Source organism: Pantoea sp. S18, from assembly GCF_045689705.1.
In the GTDB taxonomy this organism is placed as follows: domain Bacteria; phylum Pseudomonadota; class Gammaproteobacteria; order Enterobacterales; family Enterobacteriaceae; genus Pantoea; species Pantoea symbiotica.
This window is the reverse complement of record NZ_CP142688.1, coordinates 3,763,518-3,776,835: the sequence shown is the minus strand read 5'-3', so window position 1 is coordinate 3,776,835 and position 13,318 is coordinate 3,763,518. Positions and strand designations below refer to the sequence as shown.

16 protein-coding genes are annotated in these 13,318 nt (G+C 56.8%); 12 read left to right on the top strand and 4 right to left on the bottom strand.

What is annotated here, in order from left to right; genetic code table 11:
- Window positions 1-66: 66 nt before the first annotated feature.
- Window positions 67-609 (bottom strand): ribosome biogenesis factor YjgA, encoded by a 543-nt coding sequence (gene yjgA / locus VIJ98_RS17470; protein ID WP_008103560.1) that lies wholly within the window; start codon window positions 607-609, stop codon window positions 67-69.
- Between the two features lie 115 nt (window positions 610-724).
- Here yjgA and pmbA point away from each other — a divergent pair, with 115 nt between their 5' ends.
- The 11 genes from pmbA to VIJ98_RS17415 all read left to right on the top strand — a co-directional run bounded on the left by pmbA (window position 725) and on the right by VIJ98_RS17415 (window position 10,258).
- On the top strand, window positions 725-2,065 hold the full coding sequence (pmbA, locus tag VIJ98_RS17465) for a metalloprotease PmbA (RefSeq protein ID WP_008103558.1): 1,341 nt from the start codon (window positions 725-727) through the stop codon (window positions 2,063-2,065).
- Window positions 2,066-2,138: 73 nt separating this feature from the next.
- Entirely contained in the window at window positions 2,139-2,525 is a 387-nt protein-coding gene (gene cybC, locus VIJ98_RS17460; protein WP_008103557.1) for a cytochrome b562, read from the top strand.
- 253 nt (window positions 2,526-2,778) lie between these two features.
- The gene (locus tag VIJ98_RS17455) at window positions 2,779-3,117 is read left to right on the top strand and encodes a glycine dehydrogenase (protein ID WP_008103555.1); all 339 of its coding nucleotides are present in this window, start codon (window positions 2,779-2,781) and stop codon (window positions 3,115-3,117) included.
- 17 nt (window positions 3,118-3,134) lie between these two features.
- Entirely contained in the window at window positions 3,135-3,491 is a 357-nt protein-coding gene (locus tag VIJ98_RS17450; RefSeq protein WP_009087404.1) for an SFCGS family glycine-rich protein, read from the top strand.
- A gap of 2 nt (window positions 3,492-3,493) precedes the next feature.
- Entirely contained in the window at window positions 3,494-3,790 is a 297-nt protein-coding gene (locus tag VIJ98_RS17445; protein WP_008103551.1) for a DUF4312 family protein, read from the top strand.
- A 27-nt stretch (window positions 3,791-3,817) separates the two neighbouring features.
- On the top strand, window positions 3,818-4,594 hold the full coding sequence (locus tag VIJ98_RS17440) for a DUF4311 domain-containing protein (protein WP_007892190.1): 777 nt from the start codon (window positions 3,818-3,820) through the stop codon (window positions 4,592-4,594).
- 12 nt (window positions 4,595-4,606) lie between these two features.
- Complete coding sequence (locus VIJ98_RS17435; protein ID WP_008103548.1) at window positions 4,607-5,254, top strand: DUF4310 family protein; 648 nt, start codon at window positions 4,607-4,609, stop codon at window positions 5,252-5,254.
- Window positions 5,255-5,350: 96 nt separating this feature from the next.
- Entirely contained in the window at window positions 5,351-6,484 is a 1,134-nt protein-coding gene (locus VIJ98_RS17430) for an amidohydrolase/deacetylase family metallohydrolase (protein WP_154192810.1), read from the top strand.
- The gene (locus tag VIJ98_RS17425) at window positions 6,468-7,589 is read left to right on the top strand and encodes a DgaE family pyridoxal phosphate-dependent ammonia lyase (RefSeq protein WP_154154979.1); all 1,122 of its coding nucleotides are present in this window, start codon (window positions 6,468-6,470) and stop codon (window positions 7,587-7,589) included. The genes VIJ98_RS17430 and VIJ98_RS17425 overlap by 17 nt, the downstream gene beginning before the upstream one ends.
- Window positions 7,586-8,323 (top strand): 2-dehydro-3-deoxy-phosphogluconate aldolase, encoded by a 738-nt coding sequence (dagF, locus tag VIJ98_RS17420; protein WP_008103543.1) that lies wholly within the window; start codon window positions 7,586-7,588, stop codon window positions 8,321-8,323. The genes VIJ98_RS17425 and dagF overlap by 4 nt, the downstream gene beginning before the upstream one ends.
- A gap of 24 nt (window positions 8,324-8,347) precedes the next feature.
- On the top strand, window positions 8,348-10,258 hold the full coding sequence (locus VIJ98_RS17415; RefSeq protein WP_323275248.1) for a PRD domain-containing protein: 1,911 nt from the start codon (window positions 8,348-8,350) through the stop codon (window positions 10,256-10,258).
- Window positions 10,259-10,351: 93 nt separating this feature from the next.
- Here VIJ98_RS17415 and VIJ98_RS17410 read toward each other — a convergent pair whose 3' ends face one another.
- Window positions 10,352-11,251: a LysR family transcriptional regulator gene (locus tag VIJ98_RS17410; protein ID WP_008103540.1), complete on the bottom strand. Its 900-nt coding sequence runs from the start codon at window positions 11,249-11,251 to the stop codon at window positions 10,352-10,354.
- Between the two features lie 129 nt (window positions 11,252-11,380).
- Between VIJ98_RS17410 and VIJ98_RS17405 the strand changes: the two genes are divergently transcribed.
- A complete protein-coding gene (locus VIJ98_RS17405) occupies window positions 11,381-12,082 on the top strand; it encodes a pirin family protein (RefSeq protein WP_323275246.1) in 702 nt (233 codons plus the stop codon).
- Between the two features lie 54 nt (window positions 12,083-12,136).
- On the opposite strand, the gene dolP is transcribed toward VIJ98_RS17405, so the two are convergent.
- Together dolP and diaA are read right to left on the bottom strand one after the other, a co-directional pair.
- Complete coding sequence (gene dolP / locus VIJ98_RS17400; protein WP_008103536.1) at window positions 12,137-12,709, bottom strand: division/outer membrane stress-associated lipid-binding lipoprotein; 573 nt, start codon at window positions 12,707-12,709, stop codon at window positions 12,137-12,139.
- 14 nt (window positions 12,710-12,723) lie between these two features.
- A complete protein-coding gene (gene diaA / locus VIJ98_RS17395; RefSeq protein ID WP_007890352.1) occupies window positions 12,724-13,311 on the bottom strand; it encodes a DnaA initiator-associating protein DiaA in 588 nt (195 codons plus the stop codon).
- Window positions 13,312-13,318 lie beyond the last annotated feature (7 nt).

Sequence of the window (13,318 nt, the reverse complement as noted above, 5' to 3'; positions counted from 1 at the left end):
GCCACCTTACAACGGCACATCGTAGGGTCGGCATTCATGCCGACCTTTTTCATGTCCGCAGAAAGCTTAAGCTTCTGCCAGCTCGCGCAGATACTGGAAAATCAGGCGGGCAGATTTTGGTGGCTTGTTGGTGGCTTTCTCTTTCTGCGCGTTGCGGATCATGCTGCGCAGTTGCTGACGATCGGCGTGAGGATAGAGGTTAAATACCTCGGCGACCGCGTCATCACCTTGCTCGATCAAACGATCGCGCAACATCTCCAGCTTATGGAACAGCGCAACCTGCTGGTTGTGACGGTTCTTCAGCTTATCCAGCGCCTGACGAATCGGATCTTCATCGCGGGCACGCAGCATCTTACCGATCAGCTGCAGCTGACGGCGGCGGCCTTCTTTCTTGATGCGCTGCGCCAGTTCAATCGCGTCGCGCAGTTGTTCGTCGAGTGGAATCTTGTCGAGGGAATTTTTCCCCAGATCAACTAACTCGGCGCCAAGGCGTTTCAGCTCTTCGGCATCGCGTTTAATTTCGCTTTTGCTGACCCAGATAATCTCTTCGTCTTCTTCGTCATTATTATCCGGCACATCGTCGAGCCAGTCATCGGGCTGCTTGGTCATCTCTTGGCTCCCAAAAAAAAGAGGCTAATCCTACCAGTTTATCGGGCGACTGCGAAATTGTTCTCTGAGTCTGATAGACTCAAACAATTCATACTTAAGATTAGACGGCAGGTCGATGAACGTATCTACTCAGGTTGCAGAACAACGTAAAGTGTTGGAACAGGCTGTCGCGCAGGCATTGGAACTGGCAAAAGCCAGCACCGATGGTGCTGAAGTGGCGGTCACGAAAACTACCGGCATCGGCGTCAGTACCCGCTATGGCGAAGTGGAAAACGTCGAATTCAACAGCGATGGTGCGCTCGGCATCACCGTCTACCATCAAAACCGTAAAGGCAGCGCTTCTTCAACCGATCTCAGCCCGGATGCGATCAAACGCACCGTGCAGGCAGCAATCGACATTGCGCGCTACACCTCGGTGGATCCGTTCGGTGCACCGGCCGATCCCGAACTGCTGGCGTTTGAAGCGCCGGATCTCGATCTCTATCATCCGTGGGAGATCGATGCCGATCGCGCTATCGAACTGGCCGCTCAGGCAGAACAGGCTTCATTACAAGCTGACAAGCGCATCACCAATACCGAAGGCGGCAGCTTCAATAGCCACGTTGGCATCAAAGTGTTCGGCAACAGCCACGGCATGTTGCAGAGCTACTGCTCAAGCCGCCATTCGCTCTCCAGCTGCGTGATTGCAGAGCAGGACGGCAACATGGAACGCGATTACGCGTACACCATTGGCCGCTCTTTTGACGATCTGAAAAGCGCCGATTGGGTCGGTGCCGAGTGCGCCCGCCGCGTGCTGGCACGTCTGGCACCGCGCAAGCTCTCAACCATGAAAGCGCCGGTGATCTTCGCGCCGGAAGTGGCGACCGGTTTATTTGGTCATCTGGTGGGCATGATCAGCGGCAGCAGCGTCTACCGCAAATCGACTTTCCTGCTCGATTCGCTCGGTAAGCAAATTCTGCCGGAGTGGCTGACCATTGAAGAGCATCCGCACCTGCTGAAAGGCCTCGCGTCCACGCCATTCGACAGCGAAGGCGTGCGCACCCAATCGCGTGACATCATTAAAGATGGCGTGCTGCAGAACTGGCTGTTGACCAGCTACTCGGCGCGCAAGCTGGGATTGCAGAGCACCGGCCACGCAGGCGGCATCCACAACTGGCGTATTGCCGGTCAGGGTCACAGCTTTGACGACATGCTGAAGCAGATGGGCACCGGTTTAGTGGTAACCGAGATGATGGGCTCCAGCATCAACGGCATGACCGGCGACTATTCACGCGGCGCATCCGGTTTCTGGGTGGAAAACGGCGAGATTCAGTATCCTGTGAGCGAGATCACAATCGCTGGCAACCTCAAGGATATGTGGCTCAATATGGTAACCGTCGGTAACGACATTGAAACCCGCAGCAATATACAATGCGGTTCGGTGCTGCTGCCGGAGATGAAAATCGCCGGACAATAAGAGTCATCGCTTTCTGAAAGCAGCCCGCAAGGCTGCTTTTTTTTTGGCCCGACAATAATAAAAGGAAATACCAATGCGTAAGCATGTGATTGCAATGTTGTCTCTCTCGCTGTTGTTCTCCTCGGCTAGCGTGTTTGCGGCCGATTTAGAAAAAGATATGGATGCGCTTAAAGATGGTCTGAGCGTGGTGAAGAAAACCTCCGACGCGCAGGAAATGCATACTGCGTTGGGCAAAATGCGTCAGGCGGCGACGGATGCTAAGCAATCCACGCCGGAAAAACTGGAAGGTCAGGCGGCCGATAGCGCGCAGATCAAGGATTATCACGCCGGTCTGGATTCACTGATTGCTCAGATCGATGTGGTCGATCAGCTGGCGCAAGCCAACAAACTGGACGAAGCCAAGGCCGAAGCGAAGAAACTGGAAGATATTCGCAACGCCAACCATAAGAAATTCCGCTGATAAACCGGCCAGCCCTGCGGCTGGCCTTATTCCTTCTTGCCTTCTCACCGCTTTAATCCACGTAAATCCATCATTTCTCGCATTTTGTGACCTGTTTCGCACACTTCGTGCGTCCTGAGATCTGGCGCACACTCGCCCGTGGGATTTCCACTTTGAGGTGGAAAAGATGCGTCTCAACAGCCTGCAGCGGAAAGCGTAATTTCTTTTCAACGCGAATTATCTGTAATTGTCCGCTGTAAACAGGAGTAACAAGGTGAGGAGTGAAGCTGTCCCGCTGAAACAGAGCACGCCGGAAGCGATTCAGGCGCTGGCGGATAAGGTGTTAAGCCAAATTGCAGCGATCTACGCCGCGCATCACATCGAAGCCAACGCCGTGCAGCAGCAGATGCTGGCTTCGCATGTCCGGGCGATGGCATCGCGCTCCCTGACGGGCGAAGCGCTGCCGGAGGTAGAAGCTGAGCTGTTTGAAGATATCTCGCCGGAAACCATGGCGCTGGCGCAGCAGGTGGTAGATCTGTTTGGCAATCTGCCCAAAGAGGAAGCCTGGCTGTTATCCGTACATATCGAAGTTGCACGTGCAAACGAAGCTTAAATTTTAAGGAATTCAACATGGTAACTGTAGTGATTGGCGATCGTCTGGGTAAAGGTCAGAAAGTAGCTGCGGGCATCGAGAAAGCCGGTGGTCGTGCGGTGGTGGTGCCGGGCGTGGCAGCCGACATGAAGCTGGGCGACGTAATGAAAGCGGAAAACGCTGACTTCGGCATCTCCTTCTGCGGCAGTGGCGGCGCCGGTGCGATTACCGCCCAGAACAAATATGGCTACAAAGCCAAACACGGCATGCGTTCGATTGACGAAGGCGTGACCGCCATCAATGAAGGTGCCACCGTGCTGGGCTTCGGCTTTATGGATAAAGAAGAGCTGGGTGAGCGTCTGGTGCAGGCCTGGAATAAAAAACACGGCAGCTAAGTATGAAACAGCAATACGAGACGCAGGTAACGGTGCAGGGCAAAGGCGACAGTAAAGCAAAAGCCTTTGCCGATGCGCTGAGCAAGGTGCAGCAGCAAGTGCTGCGCACCAGCCAAAAGATTCTGTTGCGCATTGAACCCATGGATGTGCGGGTGCTGCGCGCGCAGGAGAGCGTGCGCAAGGAAAAATTCTTGTTCTTCTTCCTCGCGCGTGAGCGACGGAATTACAGCGTTGAGCTGGAAATTACCGTCAGCGTCACTGTGATCGACACCGACAAGGTGGACTTCATAGCGACGTAATAAAAACGACAACAAGGGTACGACGACATGTTTTTAATCATTTTGTTTAAGTCGTTAATCATTGGTGGATTGGTTGGCGTCGGGGTAGGAGCGGGCGCAGCGCGCATGTTCCACGCACCGACCACGCAAGGTATGGGCGCATTCCGTACCTTGGGTGAACTCAATTCCTGTGAAGGCGATCCAGCATCGCACTTCTCCTTTGGTCTCGGCTTCTTCTTTAACGCCTGGGCATCATCCGTTGCAGCGGGTTCTTTCACGCAGGACGTCGATCACCGCATTTTGCCAAACTGGGGCGCTGCGGCATTGATGGTGAAAAACCGCAACGTGGCGGAAACGCTGCACAACCCGAAACGCATGGCGATTGCCTGCGGCATCATCGGCATGATTGTGGTGGCCTTCCTTAACAGCACCGCATCTGCCGTTCCGGCGGCCTTGCAGGTCACCGCAGTGAAAGTGCTGGTGCCGGCGGCGAACCTGCTGGTGAACACCGTGATGCCAGTGATCTTCTGGCTGGCAGCGATTGATGCCGGTAAGAAATCCGGCTTCTGGGCCACCATCTTCGGCGGCCTGGCGCAGCTGATCATGGGCAACGCCGTACCGGGTTTGGTGCTGGGTATCCTGATCGGTAAAGGTGTGGAAGAGAGCGGCTGGAACAAAGTCACCAAAGTGATGATGTTCGCCATCGTGCTGCTGTTTGCTTTGAGCGGCTTCTTCCGCGGTTTCGACATGAAACTGCTGCAATCCTTCCAACTGGGTATTCCAGGCTGGCTGGATATGATCCACAACAGCGTCAGCGGCAAATAAGGAGCCATCAGCATGAACGAAACCGAAAACAAAGGGTTCTGGTACGCCGACTGGTCTTTCCCGATTTTTGTTGGCCTGCTCTCGTCCGGCGTATTTGCCGGTACGCACATGTATTACCTGTACGGCATTGGTGCTTTTAACGAAGTGGCGTTTGTCTCGATGCTGCGTTCCGGTATGGAAACCGGCGTGTACGGCGCGGTGGCGGCATTCGGTGCCAGCTTCCTGTTCGCGCGCATTATCGAAGGTTCGCTAGTGGGGATTCTCGATATCGGCGGCGCGATCCAGACCGGCGTCGGCCTTGGCGTGCCAGCATTGCTGCTCGGTGCAGGCATCGTGTTCCCGGTCGCCAACTTTGCAGCATCGCTGGCTACGGGTTTGGTGGTGGGATTGGCGATTGGTTATCTGATCATCCTGGCGCGTAAGTTCACCATCAATCAGAGCGACTCAACCTACGGCGCCGACGTGATGATGGGCGCGGGTAATGCATCGGGCCGTTTCCTCGGGCCGTTGATTATCTTGTCGGCTATGGCTGCATCGATTCCGATTGGTCTCGGTTCGCTGGTGGGCGCGCTGCTGTTTTACCTGTGGAATAAGCCGATCACCGGCGGCGCGATTTTGGGCGCGATGGTGTTGGGTGCGATGTTCCCAATCTCTCTCTGATGCTGGACGGTCGCCATGAATGGCGACCCTACGGCGGGTTGGAGCGATTTTCGTAGGGTGCGCATTTATGCGCACCTTAATGAGTAAGGAGTAAGCATGTTTGATCTGATTCTGCGCCGCGCACGTCTGTGCGACGAACAGCTGGTGGATATTGCCATTCAGCACGGCAAAATTGCCGCCGTCGGCGAGGTAAGCGGCCCGGCACAGCAGGAGCGCGATCTCGCGGGACGTTACTACGTCAGCGCTGGCTGGATTGACAGCCACGTGCACTGTTATCCCAAATCCCCGATTTATCACGACGAAGCCGACACCATTGGCATGGCGCAAGGCGTCACCACGGTGGTGGATGCCGGCAGCACCGGCGCTGATGACATCGACGACTTTTATCAGCTCACACGTTCGGCTACCACCGAAGTGCGCGCGCTGATCAACATTTCGCGCACCGGCATTGTGACGCAAAACGAGCTGGCCGATATGGCGCAGATCGATAGCGATGCGGTGGTGCAGGCGGTGAAACGCCGTCCGGATTTTATCGTCGGCCTGAAAGCGCGCATGAGCAGCAGCGTGGTGGGCGAGAACGGCATTCAGCCGCTGGTGCGCGCCAAGGCGATTCAGCAGGCAGCCGGCAATTTGCCGCTGATGGTGCACATCGGCAACAACCCGCCGGTGCTGGAAGAGATCGCCGATCTGCTGACCTCCGGCGACATCATTACGCACTGCTTTAACGGCAAGCCGAACCGTATCTTGTCGCCGCAGGGCGAGCTGAAAGCGGCGGTGAAAAATGCCATCGCACGCGGCGTGAAGCTGGATATCGGCCACGGCGGCGCCAGCTTCAGTTTTGAGGTGGCGCGTCAGGCGATCGCGCAGGGCATTCTGCCCGACACCATCAGTTCCGACATTTACTGCCGCAACCGCATCAACGGCCCGGTACATAGCCTGGCGCACGTGATGTCGAAATTCTTCAGCGTTGGCATGACGCTGCCGCAAATCATCGAGTGCGTCACCGTTAATGCCGCTGCTGGCCTGCGTCTGGCGGGCAAAGGGCGCTTAACCGCCGGTTATGACGCCGACCTGACCATTTTTACCGTCAAAGAGGAAGCCCGCCCGTTCGTCGATGCTGAAGGCGAACAGGTTTTGGGTCAGCAACACATTTTGCCGCAGGCCGTGGTTATCGCCGGTCACTGGCATCTGACTGATGAAGGGAAAGCGAATCATGTCTTCGATTTATGAAAAATATGACCTGAAACAGGTCATCAACGCCTCGGGCCGCATGACCATTCTCGGCGTTTCCACGCCGTCTGCGGATGTGGTGGATACCGTCAGCTACGGTCTGAATCACTACTTCGAGATGAAAGATCTGGTCAACAAGACCGGCGCTTACATCGCCAAACTGCTGGACGTGGAAAGCGCGGTGGTGGTGTCGTGTGCCTCGGCGGGCATTGCGCAGAGCGTGGCGGCGGTGATTGTGAAAGATAACGACTGGCTGCTGGAGAACCTGCACGCCGCGCCGCTCAGCGTGCCGCACGACATCGTGGTGCCAAAAGGGCATAACGTGAACTTTGGCGCGCCGGTGGGCAGCATGGTGGCGCTCGGTGGCGGTCGTTTGATCGAAGCCGGTTACAGCAACGAATGTTCGCCAGAGCAGCTGGCGGCGGCGATCACGCCGACCACGGCGGCGCTGCTGTATATCAAATCGCATCACTGCGTGCAGAAAAGTCATCTCAGCGTGGAGCAGGCGGCGGTTGTGGCGCGCAAACACGGCATTCCATTGATCGTCGATGCAGCAGCAGAAGAAGATTTGCAGTGCTACTACCAAATGGGCGCGGATCTGGTGATTTACAGCGGTGCCAAGGCGATTGAAGGGCCAACCAGCGGTTTAGTGATTGGTCGTACGCAATACGTTGAGTGGGTGAAACGTCAGAGCAACGGCATTGGCCGCGCGATGAAAGTCGGCAAAGAGGGCATTCTGGGTTTGACGCAGGCGATTGAAAACTATCTGGTGCAGCCAAAAACCACCGGCGCTGAAATGGTCGCCAACATGACGCCTTTCATTGATAACCTCAACACGCTGAACGGCGTGAGTGCGCGCGTGGTGTGGGATGCGGCGGGACGCGATATCGCGCGTGCCGAAATCAAGTTTGATGAAGCGATCACCGGCTGGCCGACCGGCGAACTGGTGCAGGCGCTGAAAACCGGCGACATCGCCATCTATTTCCGTGGCTACAAAGCCAACGAAGGCATTATCGAAGCCGATGTGCGCAGCGTTAGCGCCGATCAGCTGCACATCATCTTTAGCGCTATTCAGGCGTTGATCAGCGGAGGAAAACGCGCATGAGTCTGAACCCTAATTTCTATCAGGATCGCCTGTGCCTCAACGTGCTGGCCGGTTCTAAACAGAACGCCAAAGAGATCTGGCAGGCGGCTGAAGGTCATGTGCTGGTGGGCGTGTTGTCAAAAAACTACGCCAGCAACGAAGAAGCCATTGCCGATATGCGCGAGTATGCAGCGCTGATCGACAATGCGCTGTCCGTGGGTTTGGGCGCGGGCGATCCGAACCAATCGGCGATGGTGAGTGAGATCTCGGCGGTGCTGCAACCGCAACACGTCAATCAGGTCTTCACCGGCGTGGCGACCAGCCGTGCGCTGCTCGGCCAGAACCAAACCGTGGTGAATGGTTTGATTTCACCAACCGGCACGCCAGGCATGGTGAAAATCTCTACCGGCCCGCGCAGCTCAAAGAACGCCGACGCGATTGTACCGATCGACAGCGCCATCGCCATGTTGCAGGACATGGGCGGCAGCTCGGTGAAATACTTCCCGATGGGCGGCCTGAAAGCGGTGAATGAGTACCGTGCGGTGGCGGAAGCCTGCGCGCGTCATGACTTTTGGCTGGAGCCAACCGGCGGCATCGATCTCAATAACTTTGAAGAGATTGTACGTATTGCGCTCGACGCGGGCGTGAGCAAAGTGATCCCGCACGTCTACAGTTCGATTATCGATAGCGCAAGCGGTGACACGCGCATTGACGATGTGCGTCAGCTTCTGGCAACGTGCAAGAAACTGCTGTAACAAATGAGTAACAGGTGAGGCTCCGTGAGATTTCCCAATAAGCGTCTGACTCAGCTTTTCGCTGCGCTGCAAAATGAAACGCTGCCGCAGGATGAGCTGGCACGCCGCTTTTCCGTTTCAACGCGCACGGTGCGCACCGATATCACCGCGCTGAACGCGCTGCTGGAACAGCACGGCGCACAGTTTGTGCTGGCGCGCGGCGCGGGATATCAACTCAAAATTGACGATGCGGCGCGCTTTGGCCGTTTACAGCAAGAGAGCGCCACGCCGCTGCGCGTGCCGCGTACCTCGCAGGAGCGCGTGCGTTATCTGCTGACGCGTTTTCTGACGGCGGCGTATTCAATCAAGCTGGAAGATCTGTCGGAAGAGTGGTTTGTTAGCCGCGCCACGCTGCAAAGTGATATGGCGGAAGTGCGCGAATGGCTGGGCCGCTATCACCTCAATATCGAAACCAAACCGCATTACGGCATGAAGCTGTTCGGCAGCGAGGCGGCGATCCGCACCTGCTTAACCGACTTGCTGTGGCAGATCGATCAGGAAACGCCGGACAGCCCGCTGCTGACGGTGGAAGCGCTGCACAGCGGTATTCTGGCGCAGCTCGAACCTTTGCTGCAAGAGTGCTTTGCCCAGCACGCCATTCGCCTCAGCGATGAGGGCGATCGCTATCTGCAAATCTACTGCGCGGTGGCGGTACGGCGCATCAGCGAAGGTTTCCCGCTCAACGATCCTGGTGCGGAAGATGTCGGCGATGAGGTGCGCGAAGCGGCACACGATCTGATTAACCTGATGCGTCCGCTGGTCGGCAAGCCGATTTCACAGGCGGAAGAGAACTGGTTGCGGGTTAACATCGCTGCGCGCCAGATTCAGGCGCTGGCACCCAGCACCATCAACGCCGACGACGCCGATGCGCTGGTCGATTACCTGCTGAACTACATCAACACCCATTACAACTATCGGCTGCAGCACGACGAACAGCTGCGCGCCGATCTGCTCACCCATATCAAAACCATGATCACGCGGGTGCGCTACCAGATTCACATCCCCAATCCGCTGCTCAGCAATATCAAGCAGCACTATCCAATGGCCTACGATGTGACGCTGGCGGCGGTTACCAGCTGGGGTAAATACACGCCTTACACCATCAGTGAGAACGAGATCGGTTTTCTGGTGCTGCACATCGGCGTCGGGCTGGAGAGGCATTACGACGTTGGCTATCAACGCCATCCGCAGGTGCTGCTGGTGTGCGACAGCGGCAACTCGACGCTACGCATGATTGAGGCGCTGCTGCTGCGCAAATACCCGCAATTGGTGGTAACGGCGCGGCTGTCTCAGCGCGACTATGAACTGCGCGAGCATATTGATGAAGACTTTGTCATCTCCACCGCGCGGCTCTCTGAAAAGAACAAGCCGATTGCGGTGATGTCGCCATTCCCAACCGAGTTCCAGCTGGAGCAGCTCGGCAAGCTGGTGCTGGTGGATCGCACGCGCCCTTACATGCTGGAGAAGTACTTCGACGCCCAGCACTTTATGGTGCTGGATAAGCCGATGGCGCAGTCGGATCTGTTCCGCCTACTGTGCGATCAGCTGGAGAGCGAAGGTTTTGTCGATGCGGATTTTTATCCATCGGTGGAGGAGCGAGAAGCGATTGTCAGCACCATGCTCGGCGAAGGCATCGCGCTGCCACATTCACTTGGCTTGCTGGCGCAGAAAACCGTGGTCTACACGGTGCTGGCACCGCACGGCGTAAGCTGGGGCGAGGAAACCGCGTCGGTGATTTTCCTGCTGGCGATCAGCAAGAGCGAATACGAAGAGGCGATGGCGATTTACGATCTGTTCGTCACCTTCCTGCGCGAAAGAGCGATGACGCGGCTGCGCGATTGCGCGGATTTTGTCAGTTTTAAAGCGGTGGCGATCGATTGTTTGAGTCGGTTGTGATCGGTGCGGTTTGCAACGAGGTCACCATAAATGGCGACCCTACAAAACGCACGATCCGTAGGGTCGCCATTCATGGCGACCTGCTCAATCAGATTACCCGCGCTTCGCCAGCAACCTCGGAATCTCACGCAAACACCAGGCTTTGGCTTCGCCCATACTGTCGCGGCGCCACGCCATAATAATATCCACTTCGCGCGTATACTCGGCGCTCACCACGCGTAAACGACCTTCAGCGATATCCTGCTCCACCATCGGATAGGGCATGGTCGCCACACCCAAACCGGCCAGCAGCGCGCGGCGTTTATCATCCATGCTGCTTACCGTCAGGCGCTGCTGCTTATCCAGCAACTGTACCGTCAGCACCGGGCGCTCGCGCGCGGTATCCGCCACCGCGATGCCGCGATACTTCACGCGCGTCACTTCTGACAACGGCTCAGCTTCCTGATGAATTGGGTGATCCGGGCTGGCAACATAGACGCTCATAATGCTGTACAGCTTGCGGGTGTTGATTTCGGTTGAAGCGCGGAAGTGCATATCTGGCGCAATCACGATATCGGCACGACCCTGTTCCAGCCGCTCCCAGGCACCGGCTAACACTTCCGTGATCAGCGAAATCTGCGTATTGGCTTTTTCTGACAGCTTCTCAACCAACGGGAACAAACGCTCGGTAGGAACCAGCGCCTCGGCAACAATGGTGAGATGCGTTTCCCAACCGCGCGCCAGTGCTTCGGCATCGGTGGTGAGTTTATCGGCGGCTTCCAGCAGCACGCGGCCACGTTCCAGCAGCATACGGCCCACGTTGGTGAACTTGGTGCGGTGGCCGGATCGGTCAAACAGCACCACATCCAGCTCCTCTTCCAGCTTCTGCATGGTGTAACTCAGCGCGGAAGGGACGCGACCCAGTTCATCGGCCGCAGCGGCAAAGCTGCCACGACGGTCAATAGCATCCATCACACGTAAAGCTTCAAGGGTTAACGCGCGGTCTTTTGCCATGCCGATTCTCTGTCAGTAAATTTGAACATGCCAGGCAGATTAACTGGCTTACAATCCGGCGTCCAGACTTTTACCATGATCCCATCAAGCCTGCGGTCGAATCTCACCGCAGCGCGTTGGAGGATTATCATGATGACAACCCGCTGCGCGTCCGCATGTGGCCAGGCCGATTTCGGTTGGTTGCAGGCGCGCTACAGCTTCTCATTTGGCCACTATTTCGATCCAAAACTAATGGGCTACGCGTCGCTGCGCGTGCTCAATCAGGAAATTCTGGCACCGGGCGCGGCATTCCAGCCGCGCAGCTATCCGCAGGTCGATGTGCTGAATCTGGTGTTGCAAGGTGAAGCCGAGTATCGCGACAGCGAAGGCAATCATCTGGTGGCGCGTGAAGGTGAGGCGATGCTGCTCTCTGCGCGTCAGGGCGTGAATTATAGTGAAATCAACATCAGCAAAGATCGCCCGTTAACCCGCATGCAACTGTGGCTGGCCGCCTGTCCTGAACGTGAAAACCCGCTGCTGCAGAAGCGCGATTTGCCGCAGCAAACCAGCGTGCTGATCGCCTCGCCCGATGGCGCGCAGGGCAGCCTGCAACTGCGCCAGCAGGTTTGGGTGCATCAGGTGACGTTAGCGCCGGGCGAGCAGTACACGGTGAAATTGCACGGGCCGCGCGCTTATCTGCAATCGATCCATGGTTCTTTGGATGTGCAGGCCAGCAGCGCCAATCAGCAGCCTCTAAGCTGCGGCGACGGTGCGTTCCTCAGCGATGAGAACCAGATTAGCCTGCAGGCCAGAACGCTGCTGCGCGCGCTGGTGATTGACCTTCCCGCCTAACCCTAACGCACAAAAAAGGGCGACCTAAGTCGCCCTGATACTTTGCGGTAACGCTTACTTGAGAATGGTGAAGGCGGTAGTCACGTGCTTCACGCCGCTCACACGGCTGGCAACATCGGCCGCCGCTTTCGCTTCTTCTGCAGTGACCAGACCCAAGAGGAATACTTCTCCGTTTTCGGTGGTCACTTTGACGTTAGACGATTTCACCTGATCGCTGCCCAGCAACTGCGAGCGGATTTTGGTGGTGATCCAGGTATCGGATGACGAGGTGCCGAGGCTGACTTTCTGTCCGCTACGGATTTCGTTATACACCTCGGTGGCACCGTCAACGCCCATGGCGATCTGTTTGGCACGGCTCGCCAGATCTGGGGTTGGCGACTGGCCGGTCAGCAGCACTTTGCCCTGATAGGCGGTGACCACTACGCGCGCCTGGTTTTTGATTTGTTCATCTTTTGCCAGTGCGTTTGAAACGCGCAGCTCCAGAGTACCGTCATCGACCTGCGTACCCACGGTGCGCGGGTCAGTGGCGGTTTTGGTGGCGACGGCAGCGCCGCCTGCAACCACGGCAACACAGCCTTGCAGCAGCATGGCGGTTAAGAGAATGGCGACAGCGTTCAATGCTTTCATTTGAGCTCCTTCAGTCATTCCTGGTGTGGGAATAAAGTGTTATCAATCAAATCGCACAGGCAGTTCAGCGTCAGCATATGCATTTCCTGAATGCGTGCACTGCGATGTGATGGAATGCGAATTTCCACATCATGCGGACCCAACAGGCCCGCCAGCTCACCGCCGTCGTGGCCGGTTAACGCAACGATGGTCATATCGCGGGTAACCGCAGCTTCAACCGCTTTGACGATATCGCGGGTGTTGCCACGGGTGGAAATGGCCAGCAGCACATCACCAGCCTGACCAAGCGCTCGAACCTGCTTGGCGTAAATTTCATCGTGCAGACGATCGTTACCAATCGCCGTCAGCATCACATTATCAGCGCTCAGCGCCAGCGCAGGCAGGCTAGGGCGCTCCGTCTCGAAACGGTTAATCATGCTGGCGGCAAAATGCTGGGCATTCGCCGACGACGCACCGTTACCGCAGCTAAGGATTTTGTTACCGTTCAGCAGCGACTGCACCAGCGTCATCGCGGCGCGGGAAATCGCATCGGGCAGCGCTTCGGCTGCGGCGATTTGGGTCTGAATACTCTCGGTAAAACACGCTTTAATTCTGTCCTGCACAAGACCA